The sequence below is a fragment of the Paenibacillus auburnensis genome (assembly GCF_927798115.1).
In the GTDB taxonomy this organism is placed as follows: domain Bacteria; phylum Bacillota; class Bacilli; order Paenibacillales; family Paenibacillaceae; genus Paenibacillus_AQ; species Paenibacillus_AQ auburnensis.
Genome location: NZ_CAKMMG010000010.1, coordinates 102534 through 124055, shown reverse-complemented (window position 1 = coordinate 124055; position 21522 = coordinate 102534). Strand labels below are relative to the sequence as shown.

Annotated in this window: 14 protein-coding genes and 1 riboswitch; of the genes, 9 read left to right on the top strand and 5 right to left on the bottom strand. The window is 48.0% G+C overall.

Translation table 11 applies throughout. The features are described 5' to 3' along the window. Positions 1–10: 10 nt before the first annotated feature. Both L6H70_RS24325 and L6H70_RS24320 read right to left on the bottom strand, forming a co-directional pair. Positions 11–2419 (bottom strand): tetratricopeptide repeat protein, encoded by a 2409-nt coding sequence (locus tag L6H70_RS24325; protein WP_236336761.1) that lies wholly within the window; start codon positions 2417–2419, stop codon positions 11–13. A 140-nt stretch (positions 2420–2559) separates the two neighbouring features. Next, the gene (locus tag L6H70_RS24320; RefSeq protein WP_236336760.1) at positions 2560–3000 is read right to left on the bottom strand and encodes a DUF1259 domain-containing protein; all 441 of its coding nucleotides are present in this window, start codon (positions 2998–3000) and stop codon (positions 2560–2562) included. 301 nt (positions 3001–3301) lie between these two features. Between L6H70_RS24320 and L6H70_RS24315 the strand changes: the two genes are divergently transcribed. Then, a complete protein-coding gene (locus L6H70_RS24315; protein ID WP_236336759.1) occupies positions 3302–5425 on the top strand; it encodes an S-layer homology domain-containing protein in 2124 nt (707 codons plus the stop codon). A 97-nt stretch (positions 5426–5522) separates the two neighbouring features. Here the strand turns inward: L6H70_RS24315 and L6H70_RS24310 are convergent, their stop codons facing one another. Together L6H70_RS24310 and L6H70_RS24305 are read right to left on the bottom strand one after the other, a co-directional pair. Then, complete coding sequence (locus tag L6H70_RS24310; protein ID WP_236336758.1) at positions 5523–9377, bottom strand: glycoside hydrolase family 9 protein; 3855 nt, start codon at positions 9375–9377, stop codon at positions 5523–5525. Between the two features lie 167 nt (positions 9378–9544). Continuing rightward, the gene (locus L6H70_RS24305) at positions 9545–11035 is read right to left on the bottom strand and encodes a peptide MFS transporter (protein ID WP_236336757.1); all 1491 of its coding nucleotides are present in this window, start codon (positions 11033–11035) and stop codon (positions 9545–9547) included. Positions 11036–11307: 272 nt separating this feature from the next. Here L6H70_RS24305 and L6H70_RS24300 point away from each other — a divergent pair, with 272 nt between their 5' ends. The 3 genes from L6H70_RS24300 to L6H70_RS24290 all read left to right on the top strand — a co-directional run bounded on the left by L6H70_RS24300 (position 11308) and on the right by L6H70_RS24290 (position 13343). Next, positions 11308–11730, top strand: a complete 423-nt coding sequence (locus tag L6H70_RS24300) for a VOC family protein (RefSeq protein WP_236336756.1) — start codon at positions 11308–11310, stop codon at positions 11728–11730. Between the two features lie 145 nt (positions 11731–11875). Continuing rightward, positions 11876–12412, top strand: a complete 537-nt coding sequence (locus tag L6H70_RS24295) for a P-loop nucleotide/nucleoside kinase family protein (protein WP_236336755.1) — start codon at positions 11876–11878, stop codon at positions 12410–12412. 97 nt (positions 12413–12509) lie between these two features. Then, positions 12510–13343, top strand: a complete 834-nt coding sequence (locus L6H70_RS24290; protein ID WP_236336754.1) for a DUF4405 domain-containing protein — start codon at positions 12510–12512, stop codon at positions 13341–13343. Between the two features lie 98 nt (positions 13344–13441). Here L6H70_RS24290 and L6H70_RS24285 read toward each other — a convergent pair whose 3' ends face one another. After that, complete coding sequence (locus L6H70_RS24285; protein WP_341482761.1) at positions 13442–13873, bottom strand: MarR family winged helix-turn-helix transcriptional regulator; 432 nt, start codon at positions 13871–13873, stop codon at positions 13442–13444. Positions 13874–14050: 177 nt separating this feature from the next. On the opposite strand from L6H70_RS24285, the gene L6H70_RS24280 reads away from it, so the two are divergent. From L6H70_RS24280 to L6H70_RS24260, 5 genes are all read left to right on the top strand, one after another. Continuing rightward, a complete protein-coding gene (locus L6H70_RS24280; RefSeq protein ID WP_236336753.1) occupies positions 14051–15334 on the top strand; it encodes an amidohydrolase family protein in 1284 nt (427 codons plus the stop codon). Between the two features lie 202 nt (positions 15335–15536). Next, positions 15537–16373, top strand: coding sequence for an alpha/beta fold hydrolase (locus tag L6H70_RS24275; protein WP_236336752.1), 837 nt, complete (start codon positions 15537–15539; stop codon positions 16371–16373). A 45-nt stretch (positions 16374–16418) separates the two neighbouring features. Further along, positions 16419–16976: a TetR/AcrR family transcriptional regulator gene (locus L6H70_RS24270; RefSeq protein WP_341482760.1), complete on the top strand. Its 558-nt coding sequence runs from the start codon at positions 16419–16421 to the stop codon at positions 16974–16976. 180 nt (positions 16977–17156) lie between these two features. Further along, positions 17157–17236: riboswitch (glycine riboswitch) on the top strand. 138 nt (positions 17237–17374) lie between these two features. Next, positions 17375–18748, top strand: a complete 1374-nt coding sequence (locus L6H70_RS24265) for an amino acid permease (RefSeq protein ID WP_236336750.1) — start codon at positions 17375–17377, stop codon at positions 18746–18748. Positions 18749–19061: 313 nt separating this feature from the next. Further along, complete coding sequence (locus tag L6H70_RS24260) at positions 19062–21509, top strand: hypothetical protein (protein WP_236336749.1); 2448 nt, start codon at positions 19062–19064, stop codon at positions 21507–21509. The last annotated feature ends 13 nt before the right edge of the window (positions 21510–21522 follow it).

Below are 21522 nucleotides of genomic sequence, written 5' to 3'. Positions count from 1 at the left end.
TCGATCTCTCCTAGAAATCCAGATGTAAACGTGGGGGCATGGGATCCAGTCCCATAATCTGATTCTTCGTCTGTATCGAATACCGGCTTCTATAATGATCTTCCCCATACATGGCGCGTTTGATTTCAATCGCTAAGTCCAGTTCCTTTAGAGAATCGTCTGTTCTTCCGGCTAAATAGCAGTAGACTCCAAGGTTATGGTGCAGCTTAGCCATCTCACCCGAAAATTCATGCTTCAGCTCCTCTAAAATATGTACGGCTTTATTGTAATATTCATCTGCCAGGCGGAGTTCGCCTCGTCTCAATAATACATTGCCATAGTAGAGAAATACCTGAGCCATATCCCGGTGCAGCGGCGTAAGACTGCTCTCTCTAAGAGCAATAGCTTCCTCACAGATCGAAAGTGCCGTCTCGTATTGTTCCACGTCATGATGAAAATAGACCAGGTTGATTTTGTAATCAGCAAGTTTGCGCGGATTATAGTTTTCAGGAAGCAAGGATATTCGGATCGCTCTTTCGTAAAGAGGCAGCGCCAAGTGGTGAAGCTTCATATCCTGATAGAGGGTAGCGAGATTATTGGCAGACATAGCGACACCGATATGATCTTCGCCAAGTACTTGTTCTCTGATCGCAAGAGCTTTACAGTACAGCGGCTCGGCTTCCTCCATCCGTCCCATATTATGATAAAGCGTACCCAGTCCATAATAAGATTTAGCCGTAAACCGGTTTTGTTCACCATAAAGGGTAAGATGGATATCCAAAGAGATGTCGAACATGGTTTCCGCATCCGTATAGTTGCCTTCTTTGAAATAAATGTAGGCCAAATCGTAGACGAGGATTCCTCTTAAAGTCTGCGCTTCCGTGGTTTCCAGGGATTCCAGGTAGCTGATAAACTGCTTGAACAGCGGAATGGTTAATTCCCATTTTCCCGAGTTGAAGAACTTTGCATCCTCATGGCGGAACCAGTCTGACAAGGAGACAGGCGTACGCCAGCCATTCTCAACCTGTTGAAGTCCGTGGAAAAAAGCCTCATCCAACCAGTCGTAGGCATCCCGCAACATTCCGGTAAAAGTGTGCTGGCTTAGCAGATTCGCATAATACTCGAACAAATACCGGTGCCCCTCCCGAATCGTACGGGTACTTTGATGATGACGCAGACTCCCCCGCATCAGGGCGTGCATTTCCCACCGGTTCGTCAACTCATTATGATGAATGAAGGAGAAACGCAGCAGCTCGTCTCTTTGGTAAAGAGGATAACCGGTTTGAAAAGCCTGCACGATCGCTTCGAACAAAGCCTCATCCCATGAACGGGCGATGGCCAGCAGCTCCAGCGTCTGTATCTCATAGGGCGTCAAATATTTCAGCAATCGCTCAATGAGGAGCTCCGGTGTTCTCCAGTCTACAAAATCCTGGGTAACCGGCGTTCGGGTACGTAGGATTTCATTGTGCAGATTCACGGCCAACCGGATGGTATAAGCATGTCCATAGGATTGTTTAATAATCGCATTCTGGATGTCCTCGTCCGTTACTCCGGAGCGGACCAGTATGGCTCGGCTTTCGGGTTCGGATAAAGAGTCCAGCGGACGCTGAGCGCAGACGGATTCCCAGCTTGGATCGATTTCCGCCCATCGCAGCCGTTCTCTTCCCGTAATGACCCACAACAGGCCGGGATGGCCCTGAATCATTTCACGAATCCAGCTGTCGACAACCGACTGGTACCCCTTCATCCGCTTATCTTCCCATAGGGCCTCATACGTATCAAGGAATATCACCAGCTGGCAGCGGTTTTTCTCCTGATGGGCTATCAGATCTTCAAGGAAGACATCGGGTAAATAGGCTAACAACTCGGAAGCATCCAGCGCCGACAGCTGTGAGAAATAGTCCATTTTGGTTTTAGTCATATATTTATGTATAAAGCTCGAGGATTTACGGAACAGATTATAGACTTTAGGAACCAAACCGAGTCCGGGCACATCCTCAATGGTATTGATGAGCTCAACTAACAAATCTCCTTCATCAAGCAGCGGAGTAACGGATTCCTTGAGCGGCAAATGGGCATACGCTTTGCTCATATATAAGGCGTACACCATATCGAAAAAGGAAAAGTTGATTTTATTCCTGGAAATGATCGATTTCCTGAGATGGATAAGTGCATTTTCCGGCTGCTGATGAGCCTTTGTCTCGAAATCAACAATGCCCACAGCGATATCCTCCCGCTGGGTAAGGCGGTGAACCATCTCTCTGCGCAATGAAGATTTGCCCGCGCCTCCCACTCCGTAGAAGCACAACACTTTGTAATCCTCCTGCTGCTGTAAATCAAGAGCATTATAGAGTTCTTCGAAATAGGACTCGCGTCCCGTGAAAGAATCCTCCTGCCTTCTCTTTAGCTTGTCCATCAACGTCGAGCGCTGAAATATCATATGAAGACCCCTCTTCCTGCCATTACGACTCGCATTCCTGTATCCACATTACCTTATATCTCAATATTACGGCAATCCGAATAAAAAAGGATGCTGAAATGTTCAGCACCCAAAAGATAATTAATAGTTCACCTGTTACATTATTTTTTGCTGGCAGCCTTACAGACGAATGGGCCAACGGGTTTTTTGGTCAGAACTCTGGAGGCGTTCCGCACATTTCTGGCGAATACCAGGGGTTTTTGGACGGCTTCCCAATGGATATACCAGATGTTCGGGTTTGTAAATAACCAGTGGTTGTGAAGAGCAGTTACTTTAATGCCTGCTTTGCGGAGTTCAGAGATAAATGGGTTTATTTCCCGAGTAAGGATAACGGACTCTCCGAGGCATAGTGCCCGGCCGTCTTTCCCAACACTCTCAAAGGAAATACCGAAAGGAAGTGTGAACAAGCCTTTTGAACGTCTACCCAATATCCGTACCTTGATATTAGTACGTAACTTAGTTGCAACACATACCCCATTAACTACCTGGGCTTGACCACCAAAAATCTCTGCAAACTGTCTACAAAGTGGACTTATACTCATTTTTTATCACCATCCTTTTGCTATATAGTATTTTTAAGGTGATAGCTTTGAAACGGCGTTTGTATCAATTTAGAGATTTAATTTCCATAGAGTAGAGAAATCCCGGGATATCATTGCCCAAGCCATTCCTATATTGTTCAGCGAAAACGTTCCTGCTATAATGATGTGAGGTAATATTACATAATATACCAATCAACTATCCTTAGGAAGGAACGATAAGATGGCGATTAAATCCCACCCATTAAAACACTTCTTATTTGCGCTCATGTGCTTAGCTCTTATCACCGGATTGTCCCCAGCATTGCCAAACGCCTTTGCGGAGAATTCAAGTGGTGAAGGTACCCCGTCCACACAGCCGGAATTAACCCTGTTCGATGCTTCATTCAATTCGGATACGGTCATGTACCGTTTCGGCTACACTTTCCCTACAGGCCCTTCCTATGATTATTTCGATGCTGTGCTTGATGCGCGGATTGAATTCATAACGGACGCAGGCAGTGCTCCTGCGGTCTATTTCAGGAATGATCCTAATGTAAATGCCGTTAGGATAACAGGAGATTCCTCGATTTATCTGAATCTGACGTTGCCCAGAAGCTTCTTTGATGAGCAATTGAAAGATATGAAGCTAGATCAAGGCCGAATTGTTTTCACCCTGCACGTACTGACGCCCGATGGAAAGGATATACCTTCGAAGGAGCAGACTTATACCGGCCTGGTCGATCCCAAGCCGCTGCCCGGTTCCGGAGTAGCTTCGAAGACCAATCAAACCGACTCCAGGCCGGCCGATCAAGCCGTTACAAAGCCTGCCAATTCAGCCATTCCAGCCAGCGTAAGCCCGGCGCTATCAGCTACTAGATATCCTAAGGTCATATCAATCAGCTCTTTTGGCTTTAACCACCTGGCATTGAAGAATGACGGCTCAGTCTGGGAATGGGGAGATACGAAAGGCGCCCAGCAAGTATCCGGGCTGCCCTCCAATATCGTAAAGGTCTCGGCAGGAACACGCCACCGGCTGGCGCTTGACTCAGATGGAAATGTCTGGGCCTGGGGAATGAACGATGCCGGGCAGCTCGGTAATGACATCAACGGGTACGAAAACTTTTATACAACCCCTGTCAAAGCCCAGATCGAGCATGTTAAAGATATCCTGGCCTTCGATAACACCTCGTATGCTTTGAAGGAGGATGGAACGGTCTGGATGTGGGGGGACGAAGTTTTCGTATCCAACTCCATTATGGAATCTACCAAGCCCCTGGAATACCCGATCCAGATTCCGGGCATTAACCATGTGACGAGCATTGCCGGCGGCTATAAGATGTTAATGCTGAGGGATGACGGAACGGTCTGGTTCTACCAAGGTAAGGGCAGTGGAAAGGAATTCACCGGACCGCACCAGATGAAGTATGTGATAAGCCCCATGTTCGAAATCCTCGGGATCCGTTTTGCTACGGTGGACCCTATCCCGGAATTCACGAAAGTAGTGAAAATATGGGGGGGCGGAAATCCGAGATACGCCCTTAAGCAGGACGGCACGCTATGGATGTGGGGAGAAAGCCAGCCGGTCCTGAAAAAGACCGCTGATATAGTAAAGCTCAGCTCCGGATATTATCACACCCTGCTGCTGAAAAAGGATGGCACGGTTTGGACCTCCGGTACGAACCGGCAGGGTGAGCTGGGGTTGGGGTATGCTGATAACTCCGAGGACTACCATACGTTTCACCGTGTGACTGCCATCAAGGATGCCGTTGATATTGCCGGCGGATTGATGAACTCCTACGTTCTGAAAAAAGACGGAACCGTTTGGGCATGGGGATATAATGATAAACGGGGAGTGCTTGGTGACGGTTCAACGAATAAGCAACTTGTCCCTGTACGCATTCCGGGACTGAACCCACCGCAAGGCTATGATATGGAGGGACATTGGGCGCAGGCCGCCATGGAGCGTCTATACGATCAGTCGATTCTGAGCGGCTACAGTGATTATTCTGTAAAACCGAATGCCGCCATTACGAGAGAACAATTTGTGAAGATGCTGGTGCAGGCAAAAGGGCTTGCGACAGTGAAGGGTAAAACATCCTTCTCTGATGTGCCAGCCAAGCGGTGGTCGAACGGAGCTATTGAGGCTGCCGTCGCAAATGGGATCATTCAGCCCAATGAGTACGGTCAACACTTCCTGCCGGAGGGGAATATTACCCGATTTGAAATCGCTGCTATGGCTGCCAGAGCGCTTGGTCTGCAGCCTAACGAATCGGCAATTGTCTTCCAGGATAACGCTGATATTAAGAACCAGCGTGGGAATATCGGGGCTGCTGTGGAAGCCGGAATTATTGGCGGATTCCAGGACGGGACCTTCCGGCCTAATCAGACAGCCACCCGAGCAGAGGCGGCGGTTATGATTACCCGGATTATGGACTACGCGAAATAACGCAGCTTACGGCACATTTCAATAAACAAACAGCAGCCGCACGGAGATGATCCGTGCGGCTGCTTGATTGTGTGGTTGTGAATGATTCAACCGCCAGTTATTGATTAGAATTGGCAAGCAGGAAGTTATAGATCAGGACTGCAGCCTCTGCGCGGCTCGCTTGCGATTTAGGACCGAAGCCTCCGCTCGCATCTGCAGTCAACACTTTAGCTTGCTTCAGGGCTGCGACAGCGTTCTGCGCGTAGCTTGATATCGCTGCTGCATCGGTGAAGCCCGGTACACTCTGTTCACCCGACTGTATAGAATGGCCGGTTGCCAGAAGTGCACGGTGGAGAAGTACGGCCATCTCCTCTCTTGTCAGGATATCATTTGTTCCGAATATTCCACTGGTTCGGCCCTGAACAATTCCCAGCTTCTCGGCCGAGGCAACCGCTGTGTAGTACCAGGCAGCTTCTTTGACATCAGGGAATTGGCTAACAGCGGCAGGGTCGGCAGCATCAAGGAATTTGACCAGCATCTGTACAAACTCGGCTCTTGTCAGTTTTCCCTGCGGGTCATATTGACCTGGCATTTTTCCGATGATTATGCCTCTGGCCGCAATGGCACGGATAGCATCGCTTGTTGTGGACGGAAGGCCATCAATATCTTTGAAGCTGACGTTCGTATAGGCTGCTGCATATTTACTGAAATGCTCCGGTTTGAAAATGACTGTACCCGAGGATTTATCGTATACGGCCTGTTTAACCATCTTAGAACCATTATCTACGTTGTAAACAACCACCTGATTCGGATGGTCTCCAGCTTTAAGGACATACGGCAGCTTCACTGTTACCGGTTGACCTGACCACTGAACAGGAGCATTATCTACGGTCAGTGTCAGTTCGTAGACAGGGCTGTTTCCCAGCAGTGTACGGATTTCAGCAGAAAGTGTCTCTGAAGCTGCAGTCCCTATACCTACTGATAGCTTCTGGGCACCCTTGCCGAATAATCCCTTAATAAAGGCCGAATCCAACTCAACGGTGGAATTGAGCGCTTCGAAGGAAATGGATTTGACAGAAGCAGTATTTACAGTGCGAATCCAGTCACCCGGCAATTCGACAGCAACCTTCTTCAGACCGCTTGCTGCATCCACCGGAATTGTAATCTTTCCGTTTACAGCCTGACTTGCGGCCTTCTCCAGACCCTCGCGTGTCAGATTCAATATTCCGTTTGAATCTGTCTTAGTTCCGGAATTACTATTCCCGGAGGTGCCCGGTATAGCAACGGAACCGGTGCCGGTGTCAGTAACCGGAGTTGGGCTTGGAGCCGGGCTAGGAGTTGGGGTCGGATCAGGGCTTGGAACCGGATTCGGATCTGGATCCGGGTCGGATGAATTATTGCCGGCAACCACCTCAATTGTATATTTCGTTTGAATTCTGCCGTCAAGCGATTGTACTGTTACCTCTGTCTTACCAGCATTTACAGCAGTTACGGTAAATTCCGTAATGCCGGTTTCTCCGTTGTAGGTAACATTGCTTACTGTGGCAATGCTATTGTCAGCAGAGGCCGCCTGCAGTTTTTTAAAGGATGCATTGCTTGGCGTCACATGTGCGGTTACTTTTGTTGTTTCGCCAACCGGCAATTTTCCAGCCGTGCTATTCAATGTAATGCTCTCCGAAAACGTCTTGTGTGCTACATCGGTTAACAAAGCGGTCAGGTAAATCAGCGGTGAGTTATAGTTTAACGCCTGTTCATTGCTCTCCCAGTCTACTGTAGACTGATTGTAGGCTTTGGCAGGGAAATTGTACTTCCCGTTATTGTTCGGGCCTCCTGGCATATACCCGTTCGGTATTTCTTTGATGAAATCCCGCATGTAAATGGCATGATGGGTAATGTGAACACGGTTCTCGCCGTAACCCGAAATAAAGCTAAGCTGCAGCGGGTTGATACCAAGAAGGTAGTTCAAGTTGCCGCTGGCTACCTGAAGCGTGCGCTCATCATAGTTTCCAATAATTCGGCTCCCAATATCGAGGCTTACCGCAACACCTGCGACATTGGAGTTGGCTCCCCAATAAAATCCTTTGTTCGTGGAGTTATGCCAGACCGCCTGATTAACAGCCGTATCGATGACAGTGTCTCTCCACTGATTGTATTTAGGAACGAACCAAGCCTTAACCTCTTCACTTGGAGCAGGACCGCTCAAATAATGATAAAAGCCGATCAGTTCCATACTTCCGATCCCGTGGGAGAAATCGGTTGTTTTGAATTTGTCCTCGAATGCTTTATAATTCGCCACTACAAAATCATTGTAACGCGCCTCGCCCGTAGCTCGGTACAGTGCGGAAGCTGCATAGAACCGGTCATTCTTATCATCATCGTCATTATAGGGGCCGTCCGGCTGAGCGATGAATTCAGGATGTGCTTCGAGATATGACCAGCCTTTAACTGCAGCGGCGAGCAGTGTATTAGCGTAATCCTCCATTCCCGCTACATCTTTGAATACGGTATAGGCATGCGCCAGAGCACCGACGGTGGCCGCAGTTTGTGAGGTCGGAATAATACTTTTCTCACCGGTGCCGTCCATGAGATACCGTTGTGGAGCAGGATCCCGAACGACGTAAGAATAGAAGCCCCCTGACTGTTCCTCCTGCATTTTCAAAAAGAAATCGGTTTCAAACTTAATCTCATCAATGAGATCCGGAATGTTGTTGCCGCTTTCTGGTATGTTCAGTTGACCATCCGTAAATTGTTGCGGAAAGCTCTCGTAGGCCCACAGCAAGTCAGATACGGCAGTAGCAGCGGCGGTTACATATTTTCCAGTGTCTCCAGCATCCCACCATCCGCCGGAAACATCTTTATGCTTGCTTGGATCGGACTGGAGAGGAAGATTGGCATCGATCTTATGCAATCCGGTACGGGCAAACTCGCCTGCGTGTTCCGGGAGCAGATCGTCATTCGCCCTTTGGAAATAAAAGAATTTCTGGACATCATTTAATAGGCTGTTGTATACGTCCGGCCCGATTTCGAACGGTACGGAAGGCTCGTCTACCCCATCTACCGTGATATAGTATTTACCCGGTTCGTTTAAGCCCGAGAAGTCAGCCTGGAACACTTTTTCCCCGGATAGTTCGTCATAAGCAGCTAAGAGAGAAAGTGTTCCGGAATATGCAACGCTGTCATCCGAAACCCTTTTAACCGCAAAGGGTGTACCGATGTCTGCAGACAGCTGATTATAGTATCCGCTTACATTTGCATATTTCTTCCCATAGTTTAAATAACCGACCTGGTTAACCTTGATTGGAGCATAGCTTCGTTCAACATCCGGCGAGGTGACCTTGATGTTCGAAATCCAAAAGGTGGTAGGCGTATCACTTCCAGAAAGCTTTAATAACTGAATCTTGCTTTCATCGAACAACGGGTCGCTGTTGAAAATATCCTTAAGCGGAATCGATACATGCTGCCATTCGCTGGTAAGCACTACGTATTTGCTGATATCCACCTGTCCATCAATATTGGTCTCTTCAGGGTCGGCATCATTATCCTTGTAAAAAGCCCCGGTACTGTCTGTTCTTTCATGAACAACATCACGGAAACCAATCCGAAAATCTTCTTTGCCTGTTTCTCCGGCAACATCGAACTCTAGCGTTCCATTCTCATAAGGACTAAAATCGAAGGACTGCCAGCCGTTGATGACTAACTGGTCTGCCCACCAGCCATTCGTTACAACCTTGCGGGCATTTTGCTCCTTATACACTTCATTAGTGACGGTTGTTCCGAAACCCCAAGCGGTTTGATTAATTTCAATATCACGCAGCTTGTTCCAGCTGTCACCCCCCGGAGGGTGGTAATCTACAGAGGAAGTCTGCCCAGCTGATGCTAAAGATGTTGGGGCCAATAGCGATAAAGCGGTTACAAAACTTAAAGATAAAATAGATAATTTACTGGCAAAACGCTTTTTGTTTGTCTGCTTCAAAATTGTATCCCCTTTCATTTTTGTAAATCTTACCAACTAAAAAAGGGATTTAATACATTAAGAATTAGAGGTCTTTTCATATGAAAATTTAACTTTTGAAGGGGTTTATTACAAAAAAGGAGTACCACTGGAAGTGGTACCCCTGCATTTTTGGATAAAAAATTCTTCTACTGTATCCCTTTCATATACCCCTGAATTTTCTTGGAGGACAAGTAGAGCAGGATACTCAGGAGGATGGCTGCGCCTCCAATGACACCAAAGTATACCATCTCAGTGTCAGCCGAATAAAATTTAACAATCTGCGCATTAATCGCCTGGGCAGCCGCATTAGATAAGAACCATAAGCTCATGGTCTGGGCGGAGAAGGCGGAAGGTGCCAGTTTGGTCGTAGCCGATAGTCCTACAGGAGACAGGCACAATTCCCCCAGTACAACGATGAAATAGCTAAGAACGAGCCATAACGGATTAACCAGGGAATCCTCACCGCCAAAGTAGGCCGGCAACAGAATCACAAGGAAGGATAATCCGGCAAACAACAGACCCAAGGCGAATTTCTTCGGAACCGAAGGCTGCCGTTTCCCAAGCTTCACCCATAACCAGGCGAAGAGGGGGGCCATCGTGATAACAAACAAAGGATTTAAAGACTGAAACCAGGCTGGACGAATATGCATGCCGGCAAAATCGAGCTGTGTGCGTTTATCTGCATAACTGGCAAGGATGGTTGACCCTTGTTCCTGAATCGCCCAGAACATAATCGCTGCAATAAACAGCGGAATATAAGCAACGAGTCTTGAACGTTCAACGCTTGTTGTGAGTGGACTACGGAACATGACAATAAAATACAGGGTAGGAATCAGAATTCCTAGAATACCTACGATCGTTATAAAGGATTTAAACGTTAACAGACCTAAAGGAATCGTAACAGCCACGATAACAGCGAGAACTACTGCACTGATACCGAAGATAAGGAACACTTTCTTCCGTTCCGCTTGTGATAACGGACTTGCGACTAAAGTGCCTGCAAGGCCGAGGTTTTTTTTCTTGGTAAAGATGAAGATGATTAAGCCCAGAAACATCCCGACGGCTGCAATGCCGAAGCCTAGGTGGAAATTGTAATCTCCGACGTATCCTACAATTAGCGGAGCGATAAATGCCCCCAGGTTGATGCCCATATAGTATATACTGAAGCCTGCATCCCGGCGCCCATCATGTTCGCTGTAAAGTTCACCTACAATACTGGATACATTAGGCTTCAGTAAGCCCGTGCCCAGCACGATCAGAACCATGGAAACAAAAAATAAGGAGATACTTCCCGGGATGGCCAAGGTGATATGCCCTAGCATGATTAATATACCGCCGTAGAAGACAGCCCTTGACGCTCCGAATATCCGGTCCGCCAACCAGCCGCCAATAATCCCCGACATATAGACCAGTGAACCATAAATAGACATAATGGCGAGCGCTGTGCTCTCCTCCATGCCGAGTCCGCCTTGACTCAGCTCGTAATACATATAATAAACCAGGATAGCTCTCATTCCATAATAGGAAAAGCGCTCCCAAAACTCTGTAAAGAACAGAGTAAATAATCCTTTGGGATGTCCAAAAAATCCCCGTTGCGGAACACTCTCCACAACTCTTTGCTTGTTTAAATCGGCCATGCTGCTACTTCCTCCCTTGATGTTTGACAAAATTCCCTGCTTTAAGTATTACTCCTTAGTCAGAATACCCATAATGAGGCACTTTCAACTCTCAATTCCCCATATTAGTCTCTACAGAGGGAGCAAAAAACTTAGTATACAACATTGCTGAAAGATTGGATATGACATCGCTCAAAGAAGGAGATTTTCGGGTATACCGATGATTTAACGGGTGCAGGATCGTCTATACTTATGAATCACAATCGAATCCAAACTCGAGGAGGAACAATCTTATGACGTTAAAACTTACCCCTTATATTACTTTGGAGGGACGGGTAAAGGAAGCCATTCAGTTTTATGAACAAGCCATAGATGCAGAAGTCCTCTCCATGATTACTTACGGTGAAATGCCGGACATGCCTACTACGTTCACTGACGATCTGAGCAGTCTTGTGGCGCATGCTAAGTTAAAGGTCGGTGTGACAGAGCTGATGTTATCGGATACCCCAGGGGGTTCGCCTATTGAAAGCGGGAAACGGGTAACCATTTGCATTACAACGAACGAGGTAGAACAATCCAAACGGATTTATGAGGCTTTGCGGCAGGAAGGGCAAGTCAATATGCCGTTTAGAGAAGAACCCTTCAGCCCTGGATTTGGTGATGTAACGGATAAATTCGGCGTGACCTTTCAAATTTATACTGAGCTTGAACAATAATTGCAGATAAAGAGTTGCCCAGACCGTTTGGGCGGCTCTTTTTTATTGCTGGCAGAAAGTTGAACCCATTTGAAGAGATGGTATATTTGATGGGTACACGCTATATGATGTCACAGTTTCAAGTGGAGATTAGGAGGGGGACATGATGTTAGAAAAATTCGGTATGGAGCTTTTGATGGATTCAGAACGGGATCCTGAAAAAGCTGTAGTTATATTAATGTGCGGAATAGCGGGCTCGGGGAAAACGACGTTTTCTCAAAAAATCGAGGAGGAGTATGGATATATACGCCTTTCGATTGATGAGGAGGTATGGTCGGTCAACGGACGGTATGGAATAGATTATCCCGTTGAGAAGTATAGGGATTATTTAAATGAAGCACACCAAAGATTACATAATAAGATCGTGCAGTTCATTCTAGATAAAAGGCACGTTGTGGTTGACTCAAGTTTCTGGAGCAGATCGGAAAGAAATGAATATAAGCGGATTATCGAAAATGCGGGTGGGGAATGGAAACTCATTTATTTGAAGGTACGTCCTGAGGAATTGCGGAAGCGCCTTAAGATTCGCAGCCAGCGTTTTGATGCAAATGCTGCCTTTACGATTACAGAGGAGTTGTTAACAACTTTTCTTAACGGGTTTGAAGAGCCAAGTGGTGAAGGAGAAATTGTTATAGAAAATTAGTAGGCTGGATTTTGTTGAAACTCGAAGCTCACAACGTTTAAGCTTCACTAAAGGTTCGAGCCTCATACTGAGTAAAAAGCAGGTATGGGGAGTTGAAATGAAGATGAAAACAATCAACTATGTCAAATTTGCGCTTGATATTATCATGAGCATATTATTTGTTTTGTTTTTCAACAAAAACGTGTTAGGCGGGTTAGCGTTTCATGAAATAGCAGGCCTCTTTTTTGCCGGTGCATACATCACTCATATTCTTCTGAATTTGGGCTGGGTGAAGCGGGTCACTCTAAAAATGTTTAACCGCAGCTTATCCTGGAGGGTACGCGGCAGTTATGCGCTGAATTTCCTGTTGCTGGTCTCTATGACGTTCATTATTGTCAGCGGGATCCTAATTTCCCATGTGGTCTTTCCAAATATAAATATAGGTAATGAGAATTGGTTTAAAATGACCCATATCTCGGTATCTTTCCTGGTGCTGGCATTGATCGGGATTCATGTCGGGCTGCATTGGCAGTGGGTCGTGAACATGTGTAAGAAAATAACCAGCATAAAGAAGGGCCGGGCCTGGATGCGGTATGTTGCTCAAGGCTTGACTGTGATCATCCTGCTATTCGGTTTATACCAAATCAATCAGACATCTTACGTCACTCATCTAAAAAGCTCGGTTTCAGCTTTCGGCGCAAGCACGCAGCAAACTGGCTTCGGGGGCAAGGAGGCTTTCGGAGGCGGAGAGCGGGGCGGAATGAGAGAAGGAAGGCCTTCCGGCGGTGAAGGTCTATCAGGATTCAACCGGGGGGAAAGGGGAGGGAATGTGAACGTAGTCAACGTCATTTTGACATATACCGGCATCATGGCCGTGTTCGTCATTGCAGCCTATTACTTGAAGAAATGGAGCTTATTCCGTAAGAAGAAAATAGTTACGAACCCGAATTAAGGGAGAGCGGAATAAGGATTTTTTTGACCGGCCAGCTTGGACTGGTTGTTGACCCGTAGCCATACTACGGGTCATTTGCTATTTGAGGGTGCTACGGTCTACATGGTCGTCTTAACTTTGATTAATAACTTCATGAAGGTCTCGCTTTCTTCCTCAGTAAGGCCCCGGGTAATGCTGTTCTCTACTTCCATGAATATTTCGTCGAATTCTTCGACGAGGTCGGCCCCTTTTTGCAATAGGTATATTCTTTTTTGCCGCTCGTTCTCTTTGGGAATCTCCCGTTTAATGTACCCTTTTTTCTCTAACCCTTGCAGCATACTGGTAATAGAAGCCCCTGTACGGTTAAAGTGATCGGCCAGGTCCTTCTGGATCACGCCTTTGTCCTGATTTTCAAAAATGTAGCCCATCATCTGCCCTTGTTGAGTGTTAAGTCCCAGCTCTGACAATCTGGTGTTGGCCATACCTCTGATCTTCATCCCGATGTCCCGGATGGTATCGGAGTAAGGGGTATGCAAAGCTTGCTTCGTCATCCTGTGCCAGACTCCTTTGCGATAGGTTAAAACCTAATGATAAGATTATCTTAATTTTCGGAAGCCAAAATGTCAAAGACAAACTGTTAGAATACAATCAATATTTATGTTGACAGTTAGAATTCTAACTGTTATATTTCAATCATAAATTACATTTAATTTTAGGAGGCTAAAACAATGATTACTGCAATTACCAATGTGCGTGTATTTGACGGAGAGAAAGTGATCAGACCCACTACGGTTCTGATTGAAGGCGAACAAATCCTATCGGTAGGCGGAGAAATACCGGAGCATGCGGATATTATCGACGCAGAAGGAGGGACTTTGCTGCCCGGTCTGATGGATGCTCACGTTCACACCTCCGTAGAGGGCCTGCGGGATGCACTCAAATTCGGAGTGACAACTGAACTGGAAATGATGGGCGGGTTCACCCAAAGCGGCCGCGAAGCACAATTGAAAGGGATCGAGGATATTGCCGATGTACGGTCTGCCGGAATGGCGGTCACCCCTCCAGGCGGGCATCCCGATGAACTCATGCCGGGGGATGGCGAAATCCCGTTTGTACTGAAGGAACTGGAGAAGATGAGCGAGGAAGACCGCAACGCCATGCTGGCCGCCCATGCGCATGCTCATGATCATGGAGAGGCACCCACGGTAACCAACCGGGAAGAAGCATTGGCATTCGTAAACGAACAAGTAAGAGAAGGAGCCGACTATATCAAGATTATGATTGAAGAAGGGACAGTATTAGCGGCTCCCGGTCTGCCTGTCCTAAGCGAGGATATTCTGAGAGCCGCTGTAGAGGAAGCGCACCGGCATCACAAGATTGCGATTGCCCATGTATTAACTGCCGAATCTGCCCGGCAAGCCATAGAAGTCGGGGTTGAGGGACTCGCTCACTTATTCATTGACCGGCCCGAGAACACCCCGGACCTGGTGAGAATGATTGCAGAGGCAGGCGCTTTTGTTACACCATGCCTCGTCTTGAACTCCTCGATTATCGGTAATCCTGCATCGGAATTGGCGGGGGATCCGCGTGTGAGCTCCAGGCTCAGTCCGGAATGGATCGACACGCTGAATGCCAGCTTCAATACCTACCCTCAAGGCAGCATGGAAGATAACTACCGGAATGTAATGGACCTTCATCGTGCAGGCGTAGATATCCTGGTGGGTACGGATGTCTCTGTACCGGTTCCATCGCTGGGCGGTCTTGCCCATGGAGCCAGTGTGCACCATGAGATGCAGCTATTAGTAGAAGCAGGATTCACCCCTGTAGAAGCCCTTCAGTCTGCTACCTCGAAAATAGCCCGCCGTTTCGGCCTGACTGATCGCGGAACTATCGTAGAGGGGGCGCGCGCGGATTTGGTGTTAGTTGACGGGGACCCGACAGTGAATATCTCGGACACGTTATCGATTCGCGGAGTATGGCAGCGCGGTATCCGGAAAACAGCAGAAGCTTAAAGCCATGATGATGCCTTTATAACAGAACTTACAAGTCGAATTCTCATACCAGAGAAGCCAAGGGCATCCGCAAGGGTGCCTTTTTTATTTCTCTTTGACCATGGACTCTCCATTTCAGCCGGAATGTATTTACAAAGCAGTCGCAATCCAGTATGATTTTAATTGACTGAATGAGTCAATCAAAAATAACGGTGGTGCGAGAATGGCAAATGTAAAATCCGCTTTTAAAACCTCCGCGATTGTTTCGAAGGATGGCACTAAGATTAGTTATAAAAGCATGGGTAAAGGGCCGGGCTTGATTATCGTTCACGGGGCCCTTAGCGATTCTGGTGATTTTTCCGAATTGGCCGGAGAACTGTCGGATTCATTTATGATCCATGTAATGGATCGGAGAGGTCATGGACGGAGCGGTCCGCAAGGACCGGAATATTCCATGGAGAAGGAAATCGAGGATCTCCAAATGATCAAGCAGGCAACGGGCGCCTCCCTTTTGTTCGGACATAGCTACGGAGGTCTTATCTCACTGCAGTTTGCAAGACGGGAACCCTCCATTACCAGGCTGGCCGTTTATGAACCCGGCGTGTGTATAGAGAAAACAAACTGGGAATGGCTGGATGATTATGAGAGGGCCATGGACAGGAACGATTCCAGAGCAGCATTTGCAAGTTTTGTAAGAGGATCAGGACACACGCCGCTAACGCGACTGCCAATGTGGTATGCCAAATTTATTTTGAGTATAATGGTACGCGGGGAACGCTGGGATAAAATCCAGAAGCTCTTGCCCGAAAATTTAAAGGAGCACCGGGAAGTCAGACGTTTTGAAGCTTTGTACTCGCAATATAGGGAAATAGATGCGGGTACTCTATTAATGGCAGGGGGCAAAAGCCCGAACATAATAAAACAAATGATTCAAACGCTGGATCAAACGATCGCTGAAAGTCAGGCCGTCATATTCCCCCAATTAGATCATTTCGGACCCGATAATGAGAATGCTCCGGCAGAAATCGCAATTCAGATAAAAAGAAATTTTCTCAGCTAACCTTGCAAGGAGGGAACATCCATTCCACGTTTAAATGAGCATCAATTGCAGCAATTGTACGACGAACGGAAAGAGCAAATCAAAAAAGCGGCGATCCGGGTTTTTTCCCGCCGTGGAATTCCAGGAACCAAAATTAGTATGATTGCACAAGAGGCCGGTGTGAGTCACGGACTTTTTTATCATTACTATACATCTAAAGAAGATTTGTTCACTACATTGATACAGGAAGCCGTGGAAACTTCGCTTGCCGAATTCGGGAACCTGCACCAAGCGTCAGGTACGCCTTTGGATAAGATAAGACTCATGACCGAAGCCATGCTGGATGAGAGTGGGGCTCCGTTCTTTATGCTGATGCACCAGGCACGCAACTCCGAGGGGGTTCCGGAAGCGGCCCGGAAGCTGATTGAGCAGCATCCTATGAGCCTCTATGTTGACCAGCTGCTACCGATCTTTAAAGAGGGACAGGAGAAAGGCGAAATTGTGCAGGGGCATCCGGAACAACTGATTTCCGCCTATTTAACGGTCCTTTCCGGCGTCATGGTTATAGGCGAGGGCTACTCTATTCCACCGGTGGATTTGCTGCTGCGGATGGTCGCCCGCTAAGCTGAACGGTTAGGGAATGTCTCCCCCTGGTCTTACTGGATCCATTTACCATGGATTAGTGGAGACTTTTATCACTGCCTCAATATTCACATCACAAGTAATATGTTAGAATATCAGAAAGACAGTAAGACCTAACTTCATAATTCGCAAGCTATGATTGCTATGGATCACACTATAGCAGGAGCAGCTTCTGGAGAGACTGCGGGAAACCGCGGCGCCGAAGGGTTCACAATCTCAGGCAAAAGGACAGAAGAGTAAGGAATATGTATTTGCTATGCTGACGGCTGTCGGCAGGGCAAGTATTATTTCATATTCTTATGAACCGGGAGATTGGATGATATCCAATCTCTTTTTTTATTGGCATTATTGCAATGTAATTCATTAAGGGGGAACGGGTTATGGCACAATCGGAATTAAAGAGAGAGCTGGCCAATCGGCATGTTCAACTGATTGCTATTGGCGGCACAATTGGTACGGGATTATTCTTAGGCTCGGGTAAAGCAATTCAGCAGGCAGGTCCATCCATTATGATTACGTATTTAATCGTAGGGATTGCGGTGTTTTTTGTGATGAGGGCACTCGGTGAACTCCTGCTGTCCAAAGCGGGATATCAATCGTTTACGGATATTGCCGAGGACTATCTCGGACCCCGGGCCGCATTCATCACCGGATGGACTTATTGGTTCTGTTGGATTATGACGGCTATGGCGGATGTCATCGCTGTTGGCGTATACGTGCAGTACTGGTTTGATATCCCGCAATGGGTACCTGCCATCGCCTGCCTGGTCATTTTATTAGGGCTTAACTTATTGACCGTCAAAAACTTCGGCGAACTCGAGTTTTGGTTTGCTCTAATCAAGGTCATCACGATTCTCGCCTTGATTGGCATTGGGGTTATTTTACTGGTCATGGGATTTAAGACGGATGCAGGCTCGGTAACGGTACGAAACCTCTGGGAACACGGGGGCGTATTCCCGAACGGTGTTAAAGGGTTCTTATTTTCCTTCCAAATGGTAGTCTTCGCTTATGTCGGTGTAGAGCTGGTGGGCGTATCGGCAGCTGAAACCTCCAACCCTGAGAAAAACATACCGTCGGCTATCAACAAAATTCCTCTGCGGATTCTTTTTTTCTATGTGGGCGCGCTTTTTGTCCTGTTATGTATCAACCCATGGACGGAGCTCAATGCGTCGGAAAGCCCTTTTGTGAAAACCTTTAGCTTAGTAGGAATACCAATCGCTGCAGGGGTCATTAATTTCGTCGTATTAACCTCAGCTGCTTCCGCCTGCAACAGCGGGATGTTCTCTACAAGCCGGATTCTCTATAATTTGGGCAAGAACCGGCAGGCGTCCGCTCATTTTTCCAAATTGAATAAAAATCATGTACCTGGAAACTCGCTGTTTATTTCAACGCTTGTCATATCCGCCGGTGCGCTATTGAGCAAACTTATCCCGGAGCAGGCTTTTGGAATTGTGACAACGATCAGTGCCATTTGTTTCATATGGGTCTGGGGCGTCGTGCTTGTGTGCCATATCAAATATAAGAAGACCCGGCCGGAATTGCAGGCTGCTTCCAAATTCAAAGCGCCTCTAACGCCGGCAATAAATTATGTGGTTCTGGCTTTGTTTGCTGCGATACTCATTATTATGCTGATCGCCGAAGAAACACGTCCGGCGCTATTGTTTACTCCGCTATGGTTTGTTCTCTTATATATCTTGTATCCAAGACCAAGCAAAAGGGTGAAGGAAAGCAGTATAGCGACGAATATTGAATAGATAGTAGATATTGAAGACACTCGCCAACCTGTTGGCGGGTGTCTTTTTGTGGTACGCCCAGTGCAGGCCGCAAAGTGCGGGATTCTGGGTATAATGCCGGATGCGCGGCAAGGTTTGCGTGTTATGCGGCAGAAATGGCGGTCCGGTTGCGGTGCAAAAAGCGCAATGGATTTGTGGGAAAGCGTATATGGGTTTTCGGTGTAGAATTGGAAAAAATAGATTATGATGAATACATCAAGAACAACACGAACTGATAAATACTAGTTGATAGATGAATTGATAGGAAGCCTAAACGGAAAAGGGGCCTGAGGACATGTACGGTATATCGTTCGGACGCGGGATGACAATCGCTTACTTTCAGCAGCATACAGCCCGCTTGTTTATAGCAGGTGACAATCTGGATTGCCGGTATGCAAGAACATTCTTGAAACAGAATGGCATAACAGCAACCCAATATATGCAGAACAACTTGGCCACCTTGTATGAAGCAGCGGAAGAGCTGGCAGCTATGGGTAATGAGAGAATTGCTCTGTACGTGACTGCAGCGAACTATCGGCTGTGCCGCAGCCTGACGGAAGCAGTAAAGGGAGTGGACGAAGGTATCCGGATCGTATGGTTCGGCGATGGTCTTGGCGTGAACGGGATCCGGCTTCCTGCCGGCACCGCTGCCGACGGACTGATTCTCTGGGAGCCGGAGCAGACACTGCTCCACCTGGCCAAAGCAGACGACGGCTGGGAAGAGGCGGTAGAGGGCTTCATACCGGTAAGCCGGCTCACTGCCTGGAGCGTCGCTACCGGAAAGGCAGTATCTCAGCTGGATGGCGAGGGCAGCGCTGATACCCGACTGGACCGGCTGAACGGGATATGGGAAGAGGCTTTGAAGCAGCGCTGGCCGGTGATTTCTTCTATTAAATGCGCTGATAGAAACGGGTATGGGCATAACATCCGCACCCATTCCAAGGAACGCTTCAGCGAAGATCTGAATCTTGCACTTCAGCAGCTTGGACCGGAAAGGCAGCTGTCCCTTGAAGGATTTCATTACTTGGCCGGGAAGAGGGGCAGAGCAGCGATCTGCGAGGCACTTGAAGCATCCAGGCAGCTGACAGCAGGTTACAGCGCCGAGATACCGTTGGAATGGCTCCTGGAGCAGAGTGAATATACCCGGTTGCTGCAAGCGGGCATTACACAGATCATGATTAGAATTCCGATAACAATGAATAAACTTCAGTATAATGAAGCCGTTCAATTAACAGAGAGCCTGAAGAGAACATCTGCCGGGGTTAAGCTGGCTGCAGTGCTCATCGATGAAACGACGGATCAACTGGAAGGCGAAGCTGAGAATACAGCAGCTCTGTTGACCCATTGGGTGAATGAAGGCCTTCTGGAGGCCGGCGAGGTGCAGCTTGATATCGCAGGGCTGGCACCGGATGAGCATAAGGTTCCTGTACCGGAGTCCATAGCAGCATTCCTGCAGCGGTATCTTCGGCAAGAAGAAGAGCAGGCGCTGATTAACGGGTTCATGGCATACATGACCGGACAATATCCGCATCAGGTGCTGGGCAGCGGAGTTAAGCATATCGGTTATCCCGAAGGAGAATGGAATCAGGCAACGGTGCAGGGGCTGGCAGAGTATTCGGGAATCAACAGCGCCATTCTCTTCGAGCATAACCGGGTCAGTGTTCCTTCTTCTACGGATACGATATACGCCGGCCCGGAGGGGGTATGGAAGCGGGAGAACGAAGCTTATCTGGAATGGGAGCGCCAGTCTGAGCAGAACTCCTACTACTTATCCAATGCACACCAGATTAACCGGCTGGGCGAATGTGAATATGAGCTGCAATTAAACGACTTTCTTCATATGGAACCGCTGGAGATCCGGCAGCTGCAATATTCCCAGGCTCAAGAAATGAACGTTGCGCCATCAGGCAGAGAACCCCGCTTTCAGCTGTTAAATCTGGAAAGTGCGGAAGACATGGACCGGTTTCTTGAAGACGTAGAGCTGTTCAGCAAGTCCGGCATGTTCCGGTACGCCTATGAAATAGAGGCGGATCTTATGGAGAGCTGCCGCTGGTCCGGGGTACATTCGTGCGCAGCCAGACAGCTGCCCCGGATCTTTATTGACGGCGATGACCGGATATCCCCCTGCCGGGGCTGCGCCGTCATCGGCCGGGTGGGAGATTCACTGGATCAGCTATTAACCCAGGTGTCTGTGGTCTCAGAGGAGGAGCAGCTGCTCAGGGGCTGCCGGACCTGTGAAATTAAGGATTCCTGCTCCAAGTGCAGCTTCCTGCCTGAATATTTAAACCGCCAGCAGTATTGTGAGCTGCGCAAGAAGCACAAGCTGCTCCACCGCTATATGCAGATGGTGCAGGTATTTAAAGGCCTTAGTAAGTATGCCCGTTCGCTTCAGAACATCGAAGTCCACGAGCTTCGCGTCTCTCTTCCGGCATGTACACATCTCTGGAAACAGCCGGAGCCGCATATGCCTGTGAGCACAGCGGTGCTCGAGACGGTATTCCTTTTCTTCATCGGAGATCAGCCGATGCTGTTCCATGCGGGCAGCCAGAAGCTGATGAAACTGAACGAGCCGATGGCACTGATGCTGGAAGGATTGATGAGCGGAGCGGAGAGAACAGAGCTGGAGCAGGAACTGATGGCACGCTATCAGGTGGAGGGGGAATTTGCAGCCCGCCTGGTTACACAAGCGCTTGGCTTGTTCGCTAAGGAAGGCTGTCTGATGCAAGCAGCGAGGGCTGTATGAAAGGAGGGGGTAC